The sequence below is a fragment of the Shewanella aestuarii genome, assembly GCF_014647215.1.
GTDB classification, from domain to species: Bacteria; Pseudomonadota; Gammaproteobacteria; order Enterobacterales; family Shewanellaceae; genus Shewanella; species Shewanella aestuarii.
Window position 1 is genome coordinate 89,705 of record NZ_BMOT01000011.1, and the last position, 21,347, is coordinate 111,051.

The following is a 21,347-nucleotide window of genomic DNA, read 5'->3' on the forward strand; positions in this document are numbered from 1 at the left end:
GATTAGTTTAAAGGTAAAGTAATGAATTTAAAGCAAGAACTGCAAACACTGAATGATAAGCTTGATAAATTTCGTCGTAAATTAGCGGCGGCAGAGCAGCGTGGCGACGCGGTTGTCATTTTGCAGTTCAAAAAAGAAATTACCGCAATGACTAAGCGTATTGCTAACGTTAAAGGTCAACAAACTCGCGAGTTGAATAAAGAAGGTGGCGAAGTTAAAAATTTACCTTTCAAACGTGAGCTGACTAAAGCCGAGCAAGCCGATATGGGCAAATTGAAAAAGTCGGTTAAAGGGTTAGTTGTTGTGCATCCAATGACCGCATTAGGTCGTGAAATGGGTATTAAAACAGTAATGGGGTTTGCTCCCAGTAAGTTTTAATATCAATTCAATTTTTTAGTGTAGTCGGTGACTTTTTCGGGTAGCCGACGACCATTCTAAGGCAAATTAGTCTCTGGAAATACGGTCTCATATTATAGAGCTCAGGGAATGAGTATTGTCGTAAGGTCTATTTCATGTCGATAAAATACATCGCCACTTCTCAATTACCTACCCCTTGGGGTGTGTTTGCCATGCACGGTTTTGAAGATACAGAAACCGGTAAAGAACATGTCGCATTAACGTTCGGTGAGTTAGATACCAACAGTGCTATTTTAGGTCGTATCCATTCTGAATGTTTAACTGGCGATGCCTTATTCAGTTTACGCTGTGATTGTGGTTTTCAATTGCAGACGGCCATGCAAAATATTGCCGAATTAGGCCAAGGATTTATTTTATATTTACGCCAAGAGGGGCGCGGTATTGGATTGCTCAATAAAATCCGGGCTTATGAGTTGCAGGATGCTGGAGCGAATACGGTTGAAGCAAATGAACAATTAGGTTTTAAAGCGGATATGCGCCAATACGATATGATTAAGCCTATGCTGGCGCAAATCAATGTTACTCGAGTGCGCTTGATGACCAATAACCCTCGCAAAGTGAAGGCAATGCAGCAAGAAGGAATTGAAGTTGTCGAAAGAGTGCCGTTGCAAGTGGGTAAGAATCGCTACAATGAAGCATACTTGAAAACCAAGTCAACCGAGCTTGGCCATATGATGTCTGAGTATCATTTTAATGACGAGCAAAGCTAGCGAATTTATCACTCCCATAGCTCGTTTTTTGAGAATGGCCTTATCAATGAAAGCCATAGCCATTGCTATGGTTTTTTGCTTTTTTCTACCCACTCATGCGAACGAAAATACCGCTACAACCACACCAGATGCATCGCATTATGCTTTCGCAAATTATTTAGGTAGCGGTATTTATCGCACTTCTGGTCAGAGCGCTGCAGTGGTTAATGTACCCTTGGTATTTACCCTTGATGAAGCAGACGATCATTTAGTGAAGCTTCGTCTACCGATATCATTAGGTTTTTTCGACTATAGCTTTAATGACCTGCCAGGAGGGGATTTGCCCGACAATGTCGGAACCATGACAGTTACTCCTGGGATAGAATACCATTGGTTTGTTGATGATAAGTTGACCATAGAAAGCTATGTTGATTTAGGCTATGGCTATAATTTTTCAAATGAAAGCAACGTTGGGATTTTTTCTACGGGAGTGTCATCAATTTATAAAATTGACCATCCAATCTACACTCCTATATGGGTAAATAGACTTTATTATGCGGGTTATCGTAGTAGTCTTAATAATAGTGCCGAGAGTTATTCAGTTTATAAAAGTGGCTTAGATTTTGGCTTAGGTACAAAATGGCAATGGCAGGATAACGAAGTTGAGCCAAGATTGTTTGTTGGGGCACACTGGTATTTTGATCAATTAAAATTCATTAACCCTAATGGCAAAGATGTGCTTACAAGTTACTCTTATGAAATTGGAGCAACATTCAAATTCTCTAAACCCATAGGTTATAACATCTTTGGTTGGGATGGATTGAAATTCAATCATTTAGGGCTAAGTTATCAAGCTGGTGGCGGCTTACAAGTTTGGCGACTTATTTTCGAGTTCCCGTTGTAATATCGCTTCTTGTAGCGATACACATTGTTTTCAAATACCAAATATCCAGCTTTAAGTGGATACATAATTCATTGCTGAATAGTGGGATTTCGTCTATTTCGCAACTTACTTTAAGATATTTTAAATAAATATCGCTTGTCCTAATTGGAACGGACCGTTCGAAAACTTCGCTAAACATTCTTCAGTTTTTGCGCTATGTATCTGTGCAGCAACATTATATTTATCATTCTAATCCGTAGTGGTATTGGCTATGTCAGCTCAACTTGGGTTTAAATATAAATAAACGAAATTTTAAATATTAATGTTCAATCACTTACGGTAAAAATTGAGCTTTGTACTGATAACATGGCTAATTTACGCGTATAAAGCGTGTTTACTGCAAGTCAATTCAACGCAGTTAGCGCTGCAAAGAGTTGTTTGAAAGGTATTTGTTATACCGAACTGAGGCTATTTAATCATAAGTATGTTGCAAAGGCATGCCGAGCTAAACAATAATCAGCTTGTTTTTGCTGGCTTCAATCAATGCAAAAATGTCACATATCAAGCTTAGTTTTTCCCCCATATTTGCGCATTAATGGGGCTTTTATCTGCTGGTTTCTTCGATTCAGAAACCTTAGTTGATGCATTAGGTTGCTTTTTACTTAAAACAGCGGGTTTTTTGCTATATTTTTTCGAGCTATCGCTATCTGGCTTAATGGGTAAAGGCAATTTATTGCTCTTTAAATACAAGTATTCCACCTTGTCTCTAGCCCATTGCGTTTTACGCAAAAACGTTAAACTAGATTTGATACTGGGGTTTTCTTTGAAGCAGCGGATATTAATGCGCAAGGCTAACTCTTCCCAGCCAAACTTATCCACTAAATAGGTAATAATGGTTTCCAATTTAATGCCGTGAAGTGGGTTGTTTTGCTGGTTCATAATACTTGTGTAGCCGTTTTAAATAATAGTCTGGCGAGATTATACCTAAAAAGATGGTGTACAGTGAGCCAGTATTGTTACTTTAGGCGCTTTTGTTGGTTACTGGTGGATAAATGATAAAAATCATCAATTAGAATGCGTAATAACTTCGATTTAGCCATGCCAACATTCTTAGATAGCTCGTCTAGTTGCCCGATACTTTTTTCCGTAAGGGTAAAGGTGGCATGTCGGTAAATTTTAACACTTTTCTTATCAAGACCTTTTAAAAAGTCCTGAGTCGATTGTTGCGCTGGTGAGTCATCACCGACCACAGTTTGCTTACCAAATGCATAATTATTGGCATCTTCAATAAAGTCATCAACCGAAACTGATTTTTTATGAAGTTTCGGCTTTTTACGCTTAAGGTCAGTTAAACTCATAACTATTTTCTGGTGGTATTGCGAATAATTCATCAGCAATGGCCATAATCTCTAAAGCGGCTTTGCCATCGGGTTCAATCTCTACTACTGAAGATCCACTTTCTTCACTGTCATCATAAATATTTCGACTAAAAGTGACAGAATCAAGCGCACGAAGGTTGAAGGACTCAACAACCTCTTTCGCTTCTAGAATACGCTTAAATTGCGAAGGTAAGGCTGGGCATTGGGTCATGACAATGGCGGCAACCATTTTGGGATTGACCATTTTACAAGTACTGAGCATATCTTCCATATGGGGGAGGGTTTTTAAGTCACGACGCTTGGGTCTTAATGGAATTACCACATAAGTGGCAACAGACATGGCTGCTCGCATTGCTAGGTTGTCTTGGCCGCCACAATCGACAATCACATAATCAAACCTTTCATCAAGGCTGAGTAAATCATTTCGAATTTTACCATACAGCTGAATACAGTTAATGGGCGTAAGACTGGGGTCATTATTGCGGGCTTGTATCCAATCAGATGTGGTACGTTGTGGGTCACAATCAACCATCAACACATTAGCATTGAACTTTTGAGTAATATAAACGGCAAGGTTTTGCGCTAAGCAACTTTTGCCGCTGCCCCCTTTTTCACCGCCGACGAGCAGTATCATACTCTTCTCCTTTTACTGTTCAATTTCAATGAACCACAGCAATATATCTAATGGGTTAAAATGAGTATAGGTCATATTTCCAGTCTAGCTAATCACAGACGCTACTTTGCTGAAACAAGATGGTGATAAGACTTGAACACTACAGTAATTGCAAAGCAATATGATAGCTTTGATCGTTGCTTTTTGTGCAACGGCAAACCTGTCCTTTGATAGTATTTTGTTTCTCAGTGCCTTCATTAAATGTCATAGCGACTAATTCACCAACATCAAAAGCCTTACAGTAATCAAATAATACTCCTTTACGAGCGAGGTCAATGCACACGGCTGAATCATCATGGCTTTCACCCGATTTGCTGATCCAATGCAACTTGACTCTTTCTGCTTCCATGTCGACACGCAGTGATGTGCGCTTTTCTTCAAAACCTGTTGGCTCTTGGTCCATGTTATCTCTCCATAAGGGACACGATACTTTAGTTTTAGCATAATGGCTTTTTTAAGCAATACCAAATGCTTATTTAAAGTAAAAACGCCAAACATTATGAGTGGCGTTTTTTAGCTGGATTATTTGGATGATTAGCTGTCGTAATCTTGATTTTTGGGGTATGGCATTTTCAATTGTCCCCATCGTATCACTATCACTGTGGTGGCTAATAGAATGGTCGAAAATGAAATCGCCAAAATACGCCAGTCATCCATGCCTTTCATATCTAAGATCAGATATCGAGCTAATGCTACAATCGCGATATAGAGTGGCATGCGAATGGGTAATTTACCGGATTCGATATAATTAACGACCATTGCCAATACTTCAAGGTAAATGAACAGTAAGAGCAAATCAGCAAGTTCGACGGTTTTTATGGCGAACATATGCAAAATTTCTTCGCCAATAGCAAAAATTGTTGCCAAGGCGATGATGAAAAGGACTAAGTATTCAATCGACTTTAATGATTGAATACTCGCATGTTTAACTCTATGCATAATGGCTCTAATATTTGTGAATAAGTAAACATTATTATGTAAAGTGGTCGGTTTGCCCAGCGATCTAAATCACAGACATAAAAAAACCGCTAAATAAATTAGCGGTTTTTATGAGTTAATCAAGCGAAGCGATTAACGCTTTAAACCTTCATTTAATAAAGGACGCATTATTTTAACTAATTGAGTCGTGACTTTTGGTGTACCCGCAACTATGTTGCCAGAGATTAAGTAGTTATGACCACCAGTGAAATCAGTCACTGTACCGCCAGCTTCACGACAAATTAAGTCGCCTGCAGCTATGTCCCAAGGCTTCAAACCGATTTCGAAGAAACCATCTAAACGGCCAGCAGCTACATAGGCTAAATCGAGTGCAGCAGAGCCCGCGCGACGAAGATCGGCACATTGTGGGAATACTTCAGCCAAGATTTTCATGTATGTTTCTGTGTGTTGACGAGCTTTAAATGGAAATCCAGTACCAATAATAGTGCTGTCTAATTCATTTACATTGGTTACACGCATACGGAAATCGTTAATTTTTGCTCCTTTACCGCGAACAGCTGAAAATAGCTCTTCACGAACAGGATCATAAATTACCGCAACTTCAGTTACACCTTTATATTGAAGTGCAATTGAAACAGCAAAATGAGGAATACCACGAACGAAGTTGTTGGTACCATCCAAAGGATCGACTATCCATACATAATCTTTATTCTGACCACGATTTTCACCGTCTTCTTCACCCACAATAGTGTGATCTGGGTAAGACTTACGAATTTGATATGTAATAGTTGCTTCTGCTTCCTTGTCTACACTGGTAACAAAGTCGTTAATTCCTTTGGTACTTACCTCAACACGATCGAGTTCAGTATAGGCGCGCATAATTGTTTGGCCAGCAGCGCGCGCAGCGCGAGTGGCAATAGTCATCATCGGATGCATAGCAATCCCCTGGATTTTAAAGAACGAGTAAAATAGCGGCCGTATTATACCTTATTCAATAGTTATATCAAATGCAGATTTTCATATAACGATATAAACCGTGCTTGTGTTAACATGCCCCCAATATTTTTTGAACGAAAGTGATGTCATGCTAAGTAATATTCGTGTTGTGCTTGTTGGCACGTCTCACCCTGGAAATATCGGCTCAACTGCACGCGCGATGAAAACCATGGGCTTGTCTAATTTATACCTTGCAGAACCAAGAGTTGAGCCTGATGGGCAGTCAATTGCATTGGCAGCAGGTGCCTCTGATATTTTAAAAAATCTTACAACTGTTAACTCATTAGAAGAAGCAATTGCCGGTTGTAGTTTAGTGATTGCAACCAGTGCTCGCAGTCGTACATTAGATTGGCCTATGCTTGACCCTCGCCAAGCGGGTGAAAAATTATCTCTTGAAAGTATCAAAGGGCCTGTTGCCATTGTATTCGGTCGTGAGAATCATGGTTTAAGTAATGAAGAACTGCAAAAGTGTACTTATCATGTGGCCATTCCAGCTAACCCAGAATACAGTTCACTTAATTTAGCCCAAGCGGTGCAAATTATTTGTTATGAAACCCGTGTGGCACATTTAGCCTTAGGTGAGCAACCTGCACCTGAGGAGGAATATCCTTTAGCAGAGGATTTGGAACGTTTCTTTGTGCATCTAGAGTCGACATTATCTGAAACAGGCTTTGTGATTAAAAACCATCCTGGTAACGTCATGATAAAACTGCGCCGCTTATTTAGCCGTGCACGCGTTGAAGCACAAGAGATGAATATCTTGCGCGGTATCTTAACCTCGATAGACAAGAAAATTGACAAAAAGTAGTGGTGAGTAGGGAGTTCACATGGGCGTGAGATCGAGATTAAAAGAAGATATTGAATCTATCTATCACCGTGATCCTGCGGCAAATAGTACGATTGAGATTTTGCTAAATTATCCTGGGATGCATGCCATTTGGTTGCATCGTATTAGCCATAAGTTTTGGCGAGGAAACTGGCGTTTAACCGCTCGATGCCTATCTACGTTCTCTCGCTGGTTAACGGGTGTTGAAATTCATCCTGGAGCCACTATTGGTAGACGTTTCTTTATCGACCACGGTATGGGAGTGGTCATCGGTGAAACGGCAGAGATTGGTGATGATTGTACCTTGTATCATTCCGTCACTCTGGGTGGTACGACTTGGCAAGCCGGCAAGCGACATCCAACGCTGGGTAATAATGTGGTGATTGGAGCGGGTGCTAAAATTCTTGGTCCGATAACCATGCATGATGGTGCTCGTGTTGGGTCGAATTCTGTTGTTGTTAAAGATGTAGAAGCCGATCATACCGTTGTCGGTATTCCTGGTCGGGTCGTCGCAACGCCCAGCAAGCAATCAAAAGAAAAGGTTGAGCGCAGAACCGAAATGGCTAAAAAGTATGGCTTTGATGCCTATGCTGTTTCACCCGATAATCCCGATCCTGTGGCTAATGCTATTGGTCAAATGCTCGACCATATGCATTTGATGGATTCTAAGGTGCAAGAATTGTGTCAAGCCATCCAAACCATGGGCGGTGAAGTTTGCACAGATAAATTACCTGAATTAAATGTGGGTGATTTTAATGAAGCAGAACAAGCCGCGGCGAAAAAGCGTCAGTTAGAAATTACTGAGTTTGATCCAAGTATTTAAGTGCTGTGCTTTTTGTTAGCGACTTTACTCGATAGACAGCTTCAAGAGTGGCGATGAATGTCTAAATCCCATTCAGGACAAAAAATCATGCTAATAGGGGAATAATTCCCTTATTAGCATTGAATTTTTAGCCATAAAAAGGTTAAATACGTCAGCTAAATTTATGCCGTTTTAGACGCCCTAAATACCAATACTTGACTTGTTTAGTAGGATTAATACTTGACTAAATTACTCAGGTATGTTGAAATTGCTCCATACTTTTGAGGAGCAGTAACAGGTTATGAAACTTACATCAAAAGGCCGCTATGCAGTAACAGCAATGTTAGACGTTGCTATTCATTCTGCCTCAGGGCCAGTGCCTTTAGCTGATATATCTGAAAGACAGGGCATTTCACTGTCTTATCTTGAACAACTCTTCGCAAAATTACGCAAACATGGCTTAGTTTCCAGTGTAAGAGGACCAGGCGGTGGATATCGTTTAGGTTTGGAAGCCAATGACATATCTGTTGGTATGGTTGTCCATGCAGTAGATGAGTCAGTTGATGCCACTCGTTGCCAAGGGCAAGGTAATTGTCAAAGTGGTACGCGTTGTTTAACCCATTCGTTATGGGGCGATTTAAGTAAACAAATTTCAGAGTTTTTAAATGGTATTTCACTTGCTGGTTTGATGAACAAAAGAGATGTGCAATTTATCTCTATTAAGCAAGATGAAATGCAGAAGGAACATCGTGTTAGTTTATAAACCTTGGGTTTTAAATTAAATGATGTTGATTTAAATATAATTATTATTTGTACGTTGTATGTAGCCTCAACTGAGACTGCTAAGTACGGAGTGTGTTATGAAGCTTCCTATCTATCTAGATTATGCCGCAACAACCCCTGTAGATCCGCGTGTCGCAGAGAAAATGGTCCAACATATGACTATGGACGGAGTGTTTGGTAACCCAGCATCACGTTCTCATCGTTATGGTTGGCAAGCTGAAGAGGCAATTGATATTGCCCGTAATCAGGTTGCTGATTTGATTAACGCAGATCACCGTGAAATTGTTTTTACTTCTGGTGCAACTGAATCATCTAATCTTGCGATTAAAGGTATTGCCCATTTCTATCACAAGAAAGGCAAGCACATCATTACCAGCAAAACTGAACATAAAGCCACATTAGACACCTGTCGCCAGTTAGAGCGTGAAGGTTATGAAGTGACTTATTTAGAGCCGGATGCTAATGGTATTATTCCCGTTTCTCGCCTTGAAGCTGCTATGCGTGACGATACTATCCTTGTCAGCATTATGCACGTGAATAACGAAATTGGTGTTGTGCAAGATATCAACAGCATTGGTGAGTTATGTCGTGCTAAAGGTGTTTTCTTCCATATGGATGCTGCACAGAGTGCTGGTAAGTTACCATTAGACGTACAAGAAACCAAAGTTGATTTGATTTCAATTTCTGCCCATAAAATGTATGGACCTAAAGGGATCGGTGCTTTGTATGTGCGCCGTAAACCGCGTATTCGTTTAGAATCGCAAATGCACGGTGGCGGCCATGAACGTGGTATGCGCAGTGGTACTTTAGCGACTCATCAGATTGTTGGTTTAGGTGAAGCCGCAGCTATCGCGAAGCAAGATATGCAACAAGATGGTACTCGTATTCGCCGTCTACGCGACAAACTTTGGGCGGGTATCAAGCACATTGAAGAAACGTATATCAATGGTGATGCTGAGCAAGGTTACTGTGGCATTTTTAACGTGAGCTTCAACTTTGTTGAAGGTGAATCGTTAATGATGGCATTGAAAGATTTAGCCGTATCATCTGGTTCAGCTTGTACCTCTGCCAGTTTAGAGCCTAGCTATGTGCTTCGTGCATTAGGATTAAACGATGAAATGGCACACAGTTCAATTCGTTTCTCAATCGGTCGTTTTACTACCGATGAAGAAATTGAGCATGCAATTAAAGTAATCACTGAATCAATCGACAAATTACGTGAGATGTCACCACTTTGGGAAATGTTCAAAGATGGTATCGACTTGAACCAAGTTCAATGGGCACATCATTAATGGGCAATGCCCATTAACACCTATTTGTTAACAGACAGAGATTTTGGAGCAGTATCATGGCTTATAGCGAAAAAGTAATCGATCATTATGAAAATCCACGTAACGTAGGATCTTTCGATAAAAATGACCCGTCAGTAGTGACTGGTATGGTTGGGGCACCTGCATGTGGCGACGTAATGAAGCTGCAACTTAAAATTGGTGCTAATGGCATTATTGAAGATGCTAAATTCAAAACCTATGGTTGTGGTAGTGCGATTGCATCTAGCTCATTGGTTACTGAGTGGGTTAAAGGCAAAACGGTTGAAGAAGCCGCTAGCATTAAAAATGCTGATATTGCAGAAGAACTTGCCTTACCGCCAGTAAAAATCCATTGCTCTATTTTAGCGGAAGATGCTATTAAAGCAGCAATTGAAGAGTACAAGAGCAAACAATCTAAGTAATCTCTGGAGTTAAAGATGGCAATTTCAATGACCCCAGCAGCGGCTGATAGAGTAAGATCTTTTCTTGAAAATCGTGGAAAAGGTCTTGGTTTACGCCTTGGGTTGAGAACATCTGGCTGTTCAGGAATGGCTTACGTGCTTGAGTTTGTGGATGACTTAAATGACGATGATGAGTTATACACCATTGATGGTGTAAATATCATCATTGATGCTAAAAGTTTTATTTACTTACAAGGCATCGAGTTAGATTTTATTAAAGAAGGCCTAAATGAAGGTTTTCAATTTAATAACCCTAACGCCAAAGGTGAGTGTGGTTGCGGTGAAAGCTTTACCGTTTAAGTAACCCTTCACTGTGTTTTAAACATGCAAGTATGAATGTTATTGAATGAATTACTTCGAATTGTTTGACCTCGTTCCAGCCTTCGATATTGACACCGCCAACCTTGCAGAACGCTATCGCGATCTGCAAAGGGCGGTGCATCCCGATAAATTTGCTGATGCATCAGAGCAGCAAAAATTATTATCCGTTCAACGTACTGCTCAAGTTAACGACGGCTATCAAACCCTTAAAAATCCATTGCGACGTGCTGAGCATATGCTGTCTTTACGTGGCATCGATCTCAGTCATGAAACCACGACCATTAGAGATGGCATGTTTCTGATGCAGCAAATGGAATGGCGGGAAATGTTAGAAGATATAAATGATGCCGCCGAACCTCAAGATGCCATAGATGCGCTTTATGACTCCTTTGCTAGCTATGAAAAATCACTGTTTACACTTTTGACTCAATTGCTCAGCACAGCTGCTGAAGATGATAATAAGCAAGCGGCAGATCAAATTCGTAAGTTAAAGTTTATGGCAAAATTAAACGATGAACTTGCTCGTATCGAAGATGCAATACTTGACTAATATAAGGTAGAATTCTGCCTTAGCACTGAGTCTCGATTCATCGACTTCGTCTCCGTATTTTTTGATAAGCCTTGAGGCTTATCTACAACAAAGTTGGAACACTATGGCACTGTTGCAAATTGCAGAACCTGGCCAAAGCGCCGCACCTCATCAGCACCGTTTAGCTGTAGGTATTGATTTAGGAACCACAAATTCACTTGTTGCTGCAGTAAGAAGTGGCCAGGCAACAACATTAGCAGATGAGAATGGCCAACATTCTCTTCCTTCAGTGGTGCATTATGCTAAAGAATCAATTTTTGTGGGTGATAGCGCTCAAGCTCAATCTGCCATTGACCCGCAAAATACCATTGTATCGGTAAAGCGTTTCATGGGGCGCAGTTTAAGTGATATTCAAGCACGCGATACTCAGTTAGCCTACCAATTTGAATCAAGCGAGAATGGTTTACCCGTATTTGTCACCCAACAAGGCAAGGTCAACCCTGTACAGGTTTCTGCTGAAATTTTAAAACCTCTGGTTGCCCGCGCGGAAAAAACCTTAGGTGGTGAGTTACAAGGTGTGGTGATTACCGTTCCTGCCTACTTTGACGATGCACAACGTCAAGGGACAAAAGATGCGGCAGAGTTGTTAGGTGTAAAAGTATTGCGTTTACTTAACGAGCCTACAGCTGCGGCAATTGCTTATGGTCTTGATACCAAACAAGAAGGTGTCATTGCTATCTATGACTTAGGTGGTGGTACATTTGATATTTCGATACTGAGATTGAATCGTGGTGTATTTGAAGTACTGGCTACCGGTGGTGATTCAGCTTTAGGTGGCGATGATTTTGATCAGTTATTAGTTGATCATTTTAAACAAATTTGGCAGTTAACGAATTTGACTGCACAAGAAGCGCGCAGACTACAAATTGAAGCTCGTCGCGTAAAAGAGTCGCTAACGACCAGCAATAACATTACCGCTAGTTTAGCTTATCAAGACAAACAACTTAGTTGCGATGTGACAAAGTCTGATTTTGATGCACTTATTGTCCCTTTAGTAAAAAAGACCATTAGCAGCTGTCGTCGTACATTACGCGATGCTGGTGTAACCATTGATGACGTCATCGAAACGGTCATGGTGGGTGGTTCAACACGAGTGCCTTTTGTTCGCGAGCAAGTTGAAGCTTTCTTTAAAAAGACGCCATTAACCTCAATTGACCCAGATCGCGTGGTTGCCATAGGCGCTGCAATTCAGGCCGATATTCTGGTGGGTAATAAGCCGGAGTCTGATTTATTACTGCTGGATGTTATCCCGTTATCGTTGGGGATTGAAACCATGGGCGGTTTAGTGGAAAAAGTGGTTACCCGCAACACCACTATTCCGGTTGCACGAGCGCAAGAATTCACCACCTTTAAAGACGGTCAAACTGCGATGGCTTTTCATGTCGTTCAAGGTGAGCGCGAGTTAGTTGATGATTGCCGCTCACTTGCACGTTTCACACTGCAAGGGATCCCTGCATTAGCCGCCGGAGCTGCACACATTCGAGTTACTTTTCAAGTAGATGCGGATGGTTTGCTGAGTGTTACCGCGATGGAGAAATCTACCGAAGTGCAAACCAGTATTCAGGTTAAGCCTTCTTTTGGTTTGTCAGATACTGAAATCGCAACCATGCTTAAAGATTCAATGAAACATGCAAAAGAAGACATCACTCGCAGAATGCTAGCTGAGCAGAAAGTGGAAGCGGCGAGGGTCATTGAGTCATTAACCGCCGCTTTACAAAAAGATAGCGGATTACTTGCAGCTGATGAGCATGCTCAGTTACAAACAGCGATTGCGAAATTAGCGTTAACCGCTGAAAAAGATGATGTTGATGCAATTGAAAAAGCAATCAGCGATTTAGATGCCCAAACCCAAGATTTTGCGGCAAGACGTATGGACAACTCAATTAAGGCGGCATTAAAGGGCCGTTCTGTTGACAATATATAGGTGACAACATGCCACAGTTAGTATTTTTACCCCACGCTGAATTATGTCCTGATGGGGCTGTGCTTGAAGCTGAAGTTGGTGAGACCATTTTGAATGTTGCTTTACGTAATGGCATTCATATTGAGCATGCTTGTGAAAAGTCTTGTGCATGTACTACATGTCATGTGGTGGTTCGCGAAGGCTTTAATCAACTTGAAGAAAGCGATGAGCTTGAAGATGATATGCTAGATAAAGCATGGGGGCTTGAGCCTGAAAGTCGTTTATCTTGTCAGGCTAAAGTTGTCGATTGTGATATGGTGATTGATATCCCAAAATACACCATTAATATGGTCAGCGAAGGCTAATAACATCTATTACTAGGATGACGTTTCAAAGCAGGGCATTTGTCCTGCTTTGTTTTAGGTCGAAATTCTTTTTTCGTGAAAGTGATTCCCATCTCTTCAATCTATTTGTCTGTTGCTTTTAGTCTTCATCATGCTTGTCTTTAGTTTTCTCGTTTTGATTAATATCATCCTAAGTGAGTCCACCAATATTGAGCCTAGATAGCACATAACTCTGTCATCTGGGTGATAGCGGTTTGCTAAGCCGACAAACTTATTACGTATAAGGCTATGCTTATGCGGTTAAATTACGTATAATCCGCGCGAATTTTATAAACTTGCTCACATTAAGGAAGCACGTTATGGCGATCGAACGCACTTTTTCTATTATCAAGCCTGATGCAGTTGCAAAAAACCACATTGGTGCTATCTACAACCGTTTTGAATCTGCTGGTCTTAAGATCATCGCTTCTAAAATGGTTCACCTAACTAAAGAACAAGCTGAAGGCTTCTACGCTGAACACAGCGCACGTCCTTTCTTCGGTGCTTTAGTTTCTTTCATGACATCTGGCCCAATCATGGTTCAGTGTTTAGAAGGCGAAAACGCAGTTTTAGCTAACCGCGAAATCATGGGTGCAACTAACCCAGCTGATGCAGCTCGTGGCACTTTACGTGCTGATTACGCAGCAAGCATTGATGAAAATGCTGTTCACGGTTCAGACGCTTTAGCTTCTGCAGAACGTGAAATCGCTTACTTCTTTAGCGCTGATGAAGTGTGCCCACGCACTCGTTAATCTTAGCTCTAATGAGTAAAAGGCGCTGCGGCGCCTTTTTTATTGAGCAAAATTTAGCGTCAGCATTGTTTTTACTCTTTTTGATCTCCCCCCAATCAAGATGTTAATCTCTATGGTTCCAATATCATGATTTAAATATGTGGGTTAAAAATTCTGATTTAATAACATGGTTTTACTCTGAACAACTTCTTCAACTAACTTGAGCTAATGAATTATTTAAAAAGTTGCCGCAGATGTAAAAGTGATAGATACGATCCTTGGTTGTGCAAGCTAATTCGAGAAACTCCCCCATTCATCCTAGTTTGAAGTAACTGTTGTTTGGTATAGCAAACAAGGTTAACTCATCTATATTGGATTTAGCTGACGATCATGATGCCTTATTGAGTTGCTCTTAAGTATGTCAATAGGTTCTCTCCATGCTAATCGCAATTCGTTTGTGTCATAACAGCCATGTCAGTATGAATTAATTTAATGGCTGGATGTTCAAACAAAAGGGAGGATCGTTAAGAGATAATTATTTGTTATTTTGCTTATATAATCAAAATTAATGCTAAATATTGAAGAATTGTTAAGTTAATAAAATGAACGAATTGAATTAATTATCGCCATCAATCACTTTTTATTTACGTCATAAAATACAACTTTTGAAAATTATTTCATTAAATTTGATTGTTTTGTGAGCGAACGATTTGTGTGATCCATGACTTGTTTGTGTCAATATTGTAACAGTGTTACCGATAATGGTTTGCTTTGTGTTTTAATTGTTATTTATTTTGCGCTTTAATGTTTTAATTTGATTTTCTATATGGTTAAAATTTATTTAACTTTTCGATAAGTCACTTTTAATCAATAGCTTAAATCTTTTTTGCTAAGTGTTATGTAAACTAACGCATACATTGTTTATTAAATGTTGCCCATGTTGACTAATCGTTTTTTATTCATTAATAATGCTGCCCGTATTTAGCATATGGCTAATTACATTATAAGAAATATAACAACTTGAAGTTTTTAAAACTAAGTTGCAGGGAGTTTTATTATGAGTTCAGTTTCATTAACTGCGAAAGCAATTCGTAGCAGTTTATTAGCAGTTGCAGCAACAAGTGTTGCCTCTGTCAGTCTATTTTCGGCTTCTGCTGTTGCAGCGGAAGAGCAAGTTCAAAAAGTTGAGCGTATTGCGGTTACCGGTTCACGTATTAAACGTACCGATATGGAAACAGCAAGCCCTGTAAGTGTTATTGATGCTTCTTCAATTATCGCATCTGGCGCAACTTCAATTGATGACGTTTTACAAAAAATGACATCTTCAGGCGGCGCAATGACCAACGCTGCAGTTAACAACGGTTCAGGCGGTAACGCTACAATGAACCTACGTGGCTTAGGTTCTAACCGTACTTTAGTATTGGTTAACGGTCGTCGTATGATCGCATCTGGTACTGGTGCAGCTTCAACTGTTGACTTAAACACTATTCCAGTTTCGATGATCCAACGTGTTGAAGTATTAAAAGACGGCGCTTCAGCTGTTTATGGTACTGATGCTATCGCGGGTGTTGTAAACGTTATTTTAAAGCGTGATTTTGACGGGTTAGAATTAAACGCGCAAACGGGTATTTCTGGTCAAGGTGATGCTGATGAAACAAGCATCGACTTTACTTTAGGTAACACGTTTGACAAAGGTAACGTGGTTATCAATGCTCAGTACACTAAGCGTGGCGAAGCTAGCCAAGCCGACCGTGGTTTCTCTGAGTGTCCAATCGCAGAAAAAGGTCCAGCGGGTAGCAGAACGACTTATTGTGCGGGTAGCTCTTATTCTGAAGGTGGTCACATTTGGGGTGACGACGGTGCGAACCTAAGTGGCCTTGGTGGTGAATATCACGAGTTTACTGATGCAGACCGTTTTAACTATTCAAAAGACAGTTTCTTATCTACTCCAATGGAGCGCTTAAACTTAAGCTTCGCGGGTACTTACGAACTGACTGACTCAACAATGTTCTTCTCTGAAGCTATGTACACCAAGCGTTGGTCTGATCAACAAATGGCGCCTCAGCCAATTTGGAACAATGACCCTTGGATTTATCAACCAAAAGCCGCTGGCGGCTGGATGACTGATGCATTACTTCCTTGGGTTGCTGCAGGTGAAGGTGTAAGTTACGGTCGTCGTATGGTTGAATCTGGCACACGTCAATTTAGCCAAACTGTTGACACTATTCGTGTTGTATTAGGTCTTGAAGGCGAATTTGATAACGGTTGGACATGGGATGCTTCTTACAACAAAGGTAAGAATGACTCTGTTGATACCTTAGCTAATTTACACAACTTGGGCTCAATCAATGATGCTGTTTTAGAAGGGAAATTTGATCCTTTCCTACAGGAATCTTGGCAAGGTGATAACATTGCACCTTATATCTACACTGAATTAAACAGTGGTGGTAGCGAGTTAGATATTCTTTCAGGTACTTTGTCTGGTGGTATTGTTGATTTACCCGCAGGTGAGTTAGGTTTTGCTGCAGGTTATGAGCACCGTAAAGAGTCTGCACACTACACGCCGGATTCGTTAACCGCTCAAGGTTTAGCAAACGATCCTCGTGTTGAAGCAACAGCAGGTGAGTTCAGTGTTGATGAAGTATATGCTGAATTAGCCATTCCACTATTAGTTGATTTACCTTTAGCACAGCAAGTTGATATGAGCGCGGCAATGCGTTACTTCAACTACAGCACGTTTGGTGAAGATACTACATGGAAACTTGGTTTAACTTGGCGTTTATATGACGACCTAATGGTTCGTGGTGGCCGCTCTACAGCCTTCCGTGCACCAACTGTTAGTGAGTTGTTCGGTGGTAAATCTCCATCATTTAACCAAATTGTTCACCCAGCGACTTCTCAAACACAAGCTGAAGTGACTGTTGGTGGTAACCAATTACTCACACCAGAAGAAGCAGACATTACCACTATTGGTTTAGTCTACTCTCCAAGCTATGTTGAAGGTCTATCTTTCACTGTTGACTACTTCGATATCGGTATCACGAATACCATCACCGCTGTTGATGCAAACTATGTTGCTAACCAGTGTCTAGGTGCTGATGGTTCATTAATCAATACTGGTACTTCATTATGTCAGTCGTCTAACATTTCAATGGACAACACAGGTCGTATTAAGTTTGATAACGGTCTACAAAACATTGGTGAAACCAATACCTCTGGTTTTGATGTTAACGTAGCTTATGTGTTTGATGCATTGAACTTAAGCTGGAAAGCAGGCTTAGATACATCAATTCTTTCTTCATATGAAGAATATGATCCAGATGGAAACGCAGTTAATTACCGTGGTTATATCACTGGTGGTGTTGGTGCTTACGCTAAGTTTAAGTCTAACTTTAACTTAACGGCATCAGCTGATGACTGGAGTGCAACATACGAAGCGCGTTATATCGATGGTATGGATTCATTTGCTTGTAAAGCTGATACGACCAAGTGTTATGCACCATCTGTAGATAGCATTATCTATCATGACCTATCTGGTTCTTATGATGTAACAAACACAGTTCGTATGTCTGCTGGTATCAATAACATTTTTGATGAAGAGCCTCCATACTTCACAGGTAACAACGATTCGAACACCGATCCGTACACGTATGATGTATTAGGTCGTTACTTCTTCGTTCGTGCTAACGTTAAGTTCTAAATTTTAGTACTGAGTGTTAACCCAAAAACCGGCCAATAGGCCGGTTTTTTTATGTTTGTGTAAAGCGTTAACCTACTGTAACTTTTTTGCCTCATTAGCAACAGGATGTATCCTGGCTTCTTTTTATAGTCAACTGGGGGAGTTCCAAGGTTTGTAAGCATATAGGTAAGATTTTTACTGGGGTTGCCAAGCCGTAGAATTATACGTGTGTATCAATATGTTTTTCTCATGGATTTATATCGTTTTAGCTGTTGAGTTTGTAGCACTCATTTAACAGTATCGAGCTAAGCGGTTAACGAGCTATTAACCGTTAAAACAATAAAAAACATTACGTTATATAAGTTAACGTTTAAGGGAGAAAAACATGAATACTGTATCATTAACGGCTAAAGCCATTCGCAGAGGCTTATTCGCAGCAGCTACCACAAGTATTGCATTTTCAGGTGTAACTTATGCCGAAGAAACGCAGAAAGTTGAAAGAATTGAAGTTACCGGTTCACGTATTAAGCAAGTTGATATGGAAACGGTTTCTCCAGTAACGGTTATAGATGCCTCAGCTATTGCAATGTCAGGTGAAAAAACCGTTGCCGATGTTTTAAATAATTCTGCAATTAATAGTTTTGGTTCATGGCGAGGTGTTTCTGGCTTTGGTGCTGGGGCGAGTTCAACCAGTAGTGTCAATCTTCGTGGATTAGGTGAATCTGCTACTCTAGTATTGCTTGATGGCCGTCGTATGCCAGGTACTAGCTCAAGTTCAGGAGCTGTAGCTGATACCTCTTCAATTCCAATCTCTATAGTTGAACGTATCGAAATCTTACGAGATGGTGCATCTGCTGTTTATGGTTCTGACGCTGTTGCAGGCGTAATTAACATCATCACTAAAAAAGAATTTGACGGTGTACAGCTGGATTACAGCCTAGAGATGCCTGATGTTGAGGGTGGTGATGCTGAGCGTTTTTCACTTGCTACAGGCTTTAATACTGATAAGGGGAATTTAACTTTAACCTACGAATACTATGACACCAAAGCGGTTATGGATCGCGATGTATGGAATTTAGATAACCCATCTTATGGTGCTTATAGTACTTTCAGTTCAGTACCTAATGGTGTTTCGAGTTCTGGTTGGGTAGATAATTCAGCTTTATGTGACCAAGTCGAGAACACAGTTTCAATATCTGATGGTCGCTGTTTATACAGTTATGGTGAAGTAACTAAGCTATTTGGTGATTCAACACGAAACTCATTCCTATCTAATTTTAGCTATGACATTACAGATGATATTCAATTTCGTGGTCGTGCATCAGCTTCTTTAGCTGAAACAGAAACACGTTATGCAGGTACACCTGTATCAACTAACTTTCCAGTAATGTCAGCTGACAACCCATATAACCCATATGCTTCAACAGGTGGGGAAGATGTGACAGTTTACATGCGTTCTGTACAGATTGGTGAGCGTGACACATTAACTGAAACTAATAATTTTGATATCCTAGGTGGTTTAGTTGGGTTTGCTGATGTTGGTAATGGATTCGATTGGGAGTTCAATGTTCAAGGTTCAGCTTCTACAACGAACTCATTTAACTATAACCTAATTAATGACAGCATTATTCAACGTGAAATAGGCACAGGTAACTACGATATTTTTAATACTTCTGGTTTGTCATATACCGAGTGGGAATCGCAAATGACTGAACTGTATGGTGCTGCAGCACATACGGGGGTATACCAAGGTAAATTTGAAAGTACCCAAATTGATGGTTTAGTCTCTACGTTACTAATCGATGATGGCTCTTTCAGTTTAGCCATGGTCGCAGGTGCTGAATATGAAATGATCGACTTTAAACAAACTTCAGATCCAGAATCAGCGGCGGGTATTATTTCAGGCGGTTCAGGTGGTGATGATGTAAATGCAACTCGTGATCGCACCGCTGGTTATTTAGAGTTCCAAATGGGCTTACCTGCAAATGTTGAAGTTTCTGCTGCTGTTCGCTATGAACGTTACGAGCAAGAAGGTAAATTAACAGGTGCAACGGGTGACATTGTTAATTCATCAACATTTGATGCAGTTGTTCCCAAGTTAGGTCTTAGCTGGCGCCCAGTAGACTCATTGCTATTACGTGCTAGTTACGGTGACTCGTTCCGCGCACCTAATATGGGTGAGATGTTCTCATCGCAAGCATTAAGCTTTGAAAAATCATTAGATAACTTGTGGTGTAACGAGCAAGGTAATGTAGATGCAACTTACTGTGATCCAAATCAACAACATAAAACATGGTTCGGTGGCAACCCAAATCTAGAAGCGGAAGAAGGTAATTCATTTACTTTAGGCTCAGTATGGAATGTTACTGATAGCTGGAATATGGAGCTTTCATACTACTCAATTACTTACGATAATAAGATTGAATCTGTAGGTGTAGATGACATTTTACGTGACGAACTGCGTGAAGGCACATCAGCTTACGTTACACGTGGTTCAGACGGTAAAATTGAATACATTGAATCTGGTGTACGTAATATTGCAACAGTTGAAACCTCTGGAATTGACTTCGTTACTGCATACAACTTAGAAAGTAGCATAGGCGACTGGAACTTTAAGTTAGACTTATCAAAAGTACTTGAGTTCAAGAAACAGGATGATGCTGAATCAGCGATGATTGATTATTCTGGTTCTACTGATTACCCAGATCTACGAGGTAACTTTGCTGTAGGTTGGAGTTACGATGACTTTAGCGCAGCTTGGACAACTGTCTACATCGGTAGTCAGTCTGCAGAATACTGGCGTGAACTAGAAGATTACGATAGCTATGCTGATTACGATACTTACTTTAAGCATAATATTCAGTTTGCTTACAATCATTCAATGAACGGATCTATCACTGTTGGTGTTAACAACTTGTTTGATGAAGAAGCGCCAACAGTATATGACTATGCCGATTATAGAGATGTAAACGTCGGTTTATATGACGTGTTAGGGCGTACATTCTATCTGCGCCTAAATCAAAAGTTTTAAGTGAATTAACAAACCCTAGTAACTGAAAACCTCCGCTTGCGGAGGTTTTTTATTGGGCTAGCTATTAAAACATGGCATAGCCTATTGAATCTTTCATGGGCTTTAATGATTTAAACGTAACTCATGGCGATGTTCTTGCTGATAACGAGATGCGCAAACACTGCAACGCTGCTCTGTTGGATCCTGTTGTAAACGTGATACTTCTATTTCGGATTCACAATCAGAACATAATCCATACAAGCCTAAATCAAGTTGACATACAGCAGCATCTAATCGCATCAAACGTTCAAATAAACAAGTATCAGATAGTTTGATTTCACTTAGATAATCGATAAGGTTAGATAAGTCCATTTGTTGAATCGTATTGAGTTGTTGATTGTCGATATGATGCTGTAAAAGCTCCAGCCTAATTTCGGCTCTTAGCTGTGCTTCAATTTTTGACAATTGGGCTCGAATATCCTGATTTTTCACCACATAACCTTTATTAGAGATGATCAATATAGCTTGTTATTCTACGAGCTTGAAAAAAGCGAGTTATGACGAAGATCAAGT

General features: G+C 40.4%; 22 protein-coding genes. 15 read left to right on the plus strand and 7 right to left on the minus strand.

What is annotated here, in order from left to right; all coding sequences use genetic code 11:
• Positions 1–21 precede the first annotated feature (21 nt).
• The 3 genes from IEY03_RS14805 to IEY03_RS14815 all read left to right on the plus strand — a co-directional run bounded on the left by IEY03_RS14805 (position 22) and on the right by IEY03_RS14815 (position 2,010).
• Positions 22–378, plus strand: coding sequence for a YibL family ribosome-associated protein (locus IEY03_RS14805; RefSeq protein ID WP_188843080.1), 357 nt, complete (start codon positions 22–24; stop codon positions 376–378).
• Between the two features lie 134 nt (positions 379–512).
• Complete coding sequence (ribA, locus tag IEY03_RS14810; RefSeq protein ID WP_188843082.1) at positions 513–1,127, plus strand: GTP cyclohydrolase II; 615 nt, start codon at positions 513–515, stop codon at positions 1,125–1,127.
• Between the two features lie 46 nt (positions 1,128–1,173).
• Positions 1,174–2,010, plus strand: coding sequence for a hypothetical protein (locus tag IEY03_RS14815; protein ID WP_229778351.1), 837 nt, complete (start codon positions 1,174–1,176; stop codon positions 2,008–2,010).
• A 546-nt stretch (positions 2,011–2,556) separates the two neighbouring features.
• Here IEY03_RS14815 and IEY03_RS14820 read toward each other — a convergent pair.
• The 6 genes from IEY03_RS14820 to suhB form a co-directional block, all read right to left on the minus strand.
• Complete coding sequence (locus IEY03_RS14820) at positions 2,557–2,928, minus strand: VF530 family protein (protein WP_188843083.1); 372 nt, start codon at positions 2,926–2,928, stop codon at positions 2,557–2,559.
• Positions 2,929–3,005: 77 nt separating this feature from the next.
• Positions 3,006–3,347, minus strand: a complete 342-nt coding sequence (locus IEY03_RS14825) for a replication protein RepA (protein WP_188843085.1) — start codon at positions 3,345–3,347, stop codon at positions 3,006–3,008.
• Positions 3,334–4,002: an AAA family ATPase gene (locus IEY03_RS14830; RefSeq protein WP_188843087.1), complete on the minus strand. Its 669-nt coding sequence runs from the start codon at positions 4,000–4,002 to the stop codon at positions 3,334–3,336. The genes IEY03_RS14825 and IEY03_RS14830 overlap by 14 nt, the downstream gene beginning before the upstream one ends.
• A gap of 139 nt (positions 4,003–4,141) precedes the next feature.
• Positions 4,142–4,444, minus strand: coding sequence for a PilZ domain-containing protein (locus IEY03_RS14835; RefSeq protein WP_188843089.1), 303 nt, complete (start codon positions 4,442–4,444; stop codon positions 4,142–4,144).
• 131 nt (positions 4,445–4,575) lie between these two features.
• Positions 4,576–4,980, minus strand: a complete 405-nt coding sequence (locus IEY03_RS14840; protein ID WP_188843092.1) for a phosphate-starvation-inducible protein PsiE — start codon at positions 4,978–4,980, stop codon at positions 4,576–4,578.
• A gap of 132 nt (positions 4,981–5,112) precedes the next feature.
• Complete coding sequence (gene suhB / locus IEY03_RS14845) at positions 5,113–5,916, minus strand: inositol-1-monophosphatase (protein ID WP_188843094.1); 804 nt, start codon at positions 5,914–5,916, stop codon at positions 5,113–5,115.
• A gap of 148 nt (positions 5,917–6,064) precedes the next feature.
• Between suhB and trmJ the strand changes: the two genes are divergently transcribed.
• The 12 genes from trmJ to IEY03_RS14905 all read left to right on the plus strand — a co-directional run bounded on the left by trmJ (position 6,065) and on the right by IEY03_RS14905 (position 20,795).
• The gene (gene trmJ, locus IEY03_RS14850; RefSeq protein WP_188843096.1) at positions 6,065–6,784 is read left to right on the plus strand and encodes a tRNA (cytosine(32)/uridine(32)-2'-O)-methyltransferase TrmJ; all 720 of its coding nucleotides are present in this window, start codon (positions 6,065–6,067) and stop codon (positions 6,782–6,784) included.
• A gap of 19 nt (positions 6,785–6,803) precedes the next feature.
• Positions 6,804–7,625, plus strand: coding sequence for a serine O-acetyltransferase (gene cysE / locus IEY03_RS14855; protein WP_188843098.1), 822 nt, complete (start codon positions 6,804–6,806; stop codon positions 7,623–7,625).
• A 280-nt stretch (positions 7,626–7,905) separates the two neighbouring features.
• Positions 7,906–8,367: a Fe-S cluster assembly transcriptional regulator IscR gene (gene iscR, locus IEY03_RS14860; protein ID WP_188843100.1), complete on the plus strand. Its 462-nt coding sequence runs from the start codon at positions 7,906–7,908 to the stop codon at positions 8,365–8,367.
• 97 nt (positions 8,368–8,464) lie between these two features.
• Positions 8,465–9,679 carry an IscS subfamily cysteine desulfurase gene (locus IEY03_RS14865; protein WP_188843102.1) on the plus strand — a complete coding sequence of 405 codons (1,215 nt, stop codon included), beginning with the start codon at positions 8,465–8,467 and terminating at the stop codon, positions 9,677–9,679.
• A gap of 56 nt (positions 9,680–9,735) precedes the next feature.
• Positions 9,736–10,119 carry a Fe-S cluster assembly scaffold IscU gene (gene iscU, locus IEY03_RS14870; RefSeq protein ID WP_188843104.1) on the plus strand — a complete coding sequence of 128 codons (384 nt, stop codon included), beginning with the start codon at positions 9,736–9,738 and terminating at the stop codon, positions 10,117–10,119.
• Between the two features lie 15 nt (positions 10,120–10,134).
• Positions 10,135–10,458 (plus strand): iron-sulfur cluster assembly protein IscA, encoded by a 324-nt coding sequence (gene iscA / locus IEY03_RS14875; protein WP_188843106.1) that lies wholly within the window; start codon positions 10,135–10,137, stop codon positions 10,456–10,458.
• A gap of 46 nt (positions 10,459–10,504) precedes the next feature.
• The gene (gene hscB / locus IEY03_RS14880) at positions 10,505–11,029 is read left to right on the plus strand and encodes a co-chaperone HscB (RefSeq protein ID WP_188843108.1); all 525 of its coding nucleotides are present in this window, start codon (positions 10,505–10,507) and stop codon (positions 11,027–11,029) included.
• Between the two features lie 103 nt (positions 11,030–11,132).
• A complete protein-coding gene (gene hscA, locus IEY03_RS14885; protein WP_188843110.1) occupies positions 11,133–12,992 on the plus strand; it encodes a Fe-S protein assembly chaperone HscA in 1,860 nt (619 codons plus the stop codon).
• An 8-nt stretch (positions 12,993–13,000) separates the two neighbouring features.
• Complete coding sequence (gene fdx, locus IEY03_RS14890; protein ID WP_188843112.1) at positions 13,001–13,336, plus strand: ISC system 2Fe-2S type ferredoxin; 336 nt, start codon at positions 13,001–13,003, stop codon at positions 13,334–13,336.
• 338 nt (positions 13,337–13,674) lie between these two features.
• Positions 13,675–14,106: a nucleoside-diphosphate kinase gene (gene ndk / locus IEY03_RS14895; protein WP_188843114.1), complete on the plus strand. Its 432-nt coding sequence runs from the start codon at positions 13,675–13,677 to the stop codon at positions 14,104–14,106.
• 1,036 nt (positions 14,107–15,142) lie between these two features.
• Positions 15,143–17,785 (plus strand): TonB-dependent receptor, encoded by a 2,643-nt coding sequence (locus tag IEY03_RS14900; RefSeq protein ID WP_188843116.1) that lies wholly within the window; start codon positions 15,143–15,145, stop codon positions 17,783–17,785.
• A gap of 364 nt (positions 17,786–18,149) precedes the next feature.
• On the plus strand, positions 18,150–20,795 hold the full coding sequence (locus IEY03_RS14905) for a TonB-dependent receptor (RefSeq protein WP_188843118.1): 2,646 nt from the start codon (positions 18,150–18,152) through the stop codon (positions 20,793–20,795).
• A gap of 102 nt (positions 20,796–20,897) precedes the next feature.
• Here the strand turns inward: IEY03_RS14905 and IEY03_RS14910 are convergent, their stop codons facing one another.
• Positions 20,898–21,266, minus strand: a complete 369-nt coding sequence (locus IEY03_RS14910; protein WP_188843120.1) for a TraR/DksA C4-type zinc finger protein — start codon at positions 21,264–21,266, stop codon at positions 20,898–20,900.
• Between the last annotated feature and the right edge of the window lie 81 nt (positions 21,267–21,347).

What these genes read in the sequence shown, in the direction of transcription:
- iscR (WP_188843100.1), top strand. Translation starts at nt 7,906, where the DNA reads ATGAAACTTACATCAAAAGGCCGCTATGCAGTAACAGCAATGTTAGAC.
- trmJ (WP_188843096.1), top strand. Translation starts at nt 6,065, where the DNA reads ATGCTAAGTAATATTCGTGTTGTGCTTGTTGGCACGTCTCACCCTGGA.
- IEY03_RS14830 (WP_188843087.1), bottom strand. Translation starts at nt 4,002, where the DNA reads ATGATACTGCTCGTCGGCGGTGAAAAAGGGGGCAGCGGCAAAAGTTGC.
- cysE (WP_188843098.1), top strand. Translation starts at nt 6,804, where the DNA reads ATGGGCGTGAGATCGAGATTAAAAGAAGATATTGAATCTATCTATCAC.
- iscU (WP_188843104.1), top strand. Translation starts at nt 9,736, where the DNA reads ATGGCTTATAGCGAAAAAGTAATCGATCATTATGAAAATCCACGTAAC.
- IEY03_RS14900 (WP_188843116.1), top strand. Translation starts at nt 15,143, where the DNA reads ATGAGTTCAGTTTCATTAACTGCGAAAGCAATTCGTAGCAGTTTATTA.
- IEY03_RS14820 (WP_188843083.1), bottom strand. Translation starts at nt 2,928, where the DNA reads ATGAACCAGCAAAACAACCCACTTCACGGCATTAAATTGGAAACCATT.
- IEY03_RS14835 (WP_188843089.1), bottom strand. Translation starts at nt 4,444, where the DNA reads ATGGACCAAGAGCCAACAGGTTTTGAAGAAAAGCGCACATCACTGCGT.
- hscA (WP_188843110.1), top strand. Translation starts at nt 11,133, where the DNA reads ATGGCACTGTTGCAAATTGCAGAACCTGGCCAAAGCGCCGCACCTCAT.
- fdx (WP_188843112.1), top strand. Translation starts at nt 13,001, where the DNA reads ATGCCACAGTTAGTATTTTTACCCCACGCTGAATTATGTCCTGATGGG.
- ribA (WP_188843082.1), top strand. Translation starts at nt 513, where the DNA reads ATGTCGATAAAATACATCGCCACTTCTCAATTACCTACCCCTTGGGGT.
- IEY03_RS14865 (WP_188843102.1), top strand. Translation starts at nt 8,465, where the DNA reads ATGAAGCTTCCTATCTATCTAGATTATGCCGCAACAACCCCTGTAGAT.
- IEY03_RS14825 (WP_188843085.1), bottom strand. Translation starts at nt 3,347, where the DNA reads ATGAGTTTAACTGACCTTAAGCGTAAAAAGCCGAAACTTCATAAAAAA.
- IEY03_RS14815 (WP_229778351.1), top strand. Translation starts at nt 1,174, where the DNA reads ATGAAAGCCATAGCCATTGCTATGGTTTTTTGCTTTTTTCTACCCACT.
- iscA (WP_188843106.1), top strand. Translation starts at nt 10,135, where the DNA reads ATGGCAATTTCAATGACCCCAGCAGCGGCTGATAGAGTAAGATCTTTT.
- IEY03_RS14905 (WP_188843118.1), top strand. Translation starts at nt 18,150, where the DNA reads ATGAATACTGTATCATTAACGGCTAAAGCCATTCGCAGAGGCTTATTC.
- ndk (WP_188843114.1), top strand. Translation starts at nt 13,675, where the DNA reads ATGGCGATCGAACGCACTTTTTCTATTATCAAGCCTGATGCAGTTGCA.
- suhB (WP_188843094.1), bottom strand. Translation starts at nt 5,916, where the DNA reads ATGCATCCGATGATGACTATTGCCACTCGCGCTGCGCGCGCTGCTGGC.
- hscB (WP_188843108.1), top strand. Translation starts at nt 10,505, where the DNA reads ATGAATTACTTCGAATTGTTTGACCTCGTTCCAGCCTTCGATATTGAC.
- IEY03_RS14805 (WP_188843080.1), top strand. Translation starts at nt 22, where the DNA reads ATGAATTTAAAGCAAGAACTGCAAACACTGAATGATAAGCTTGATAAA.
- IEY03_RS14840 (WP_188843092.1), bottom strand. Translation starts at nt 4,980, where the DNA reads ATGCATAGAGTTAAACATGCGAGTATTCAATCATTAAAGTCGATTGAA.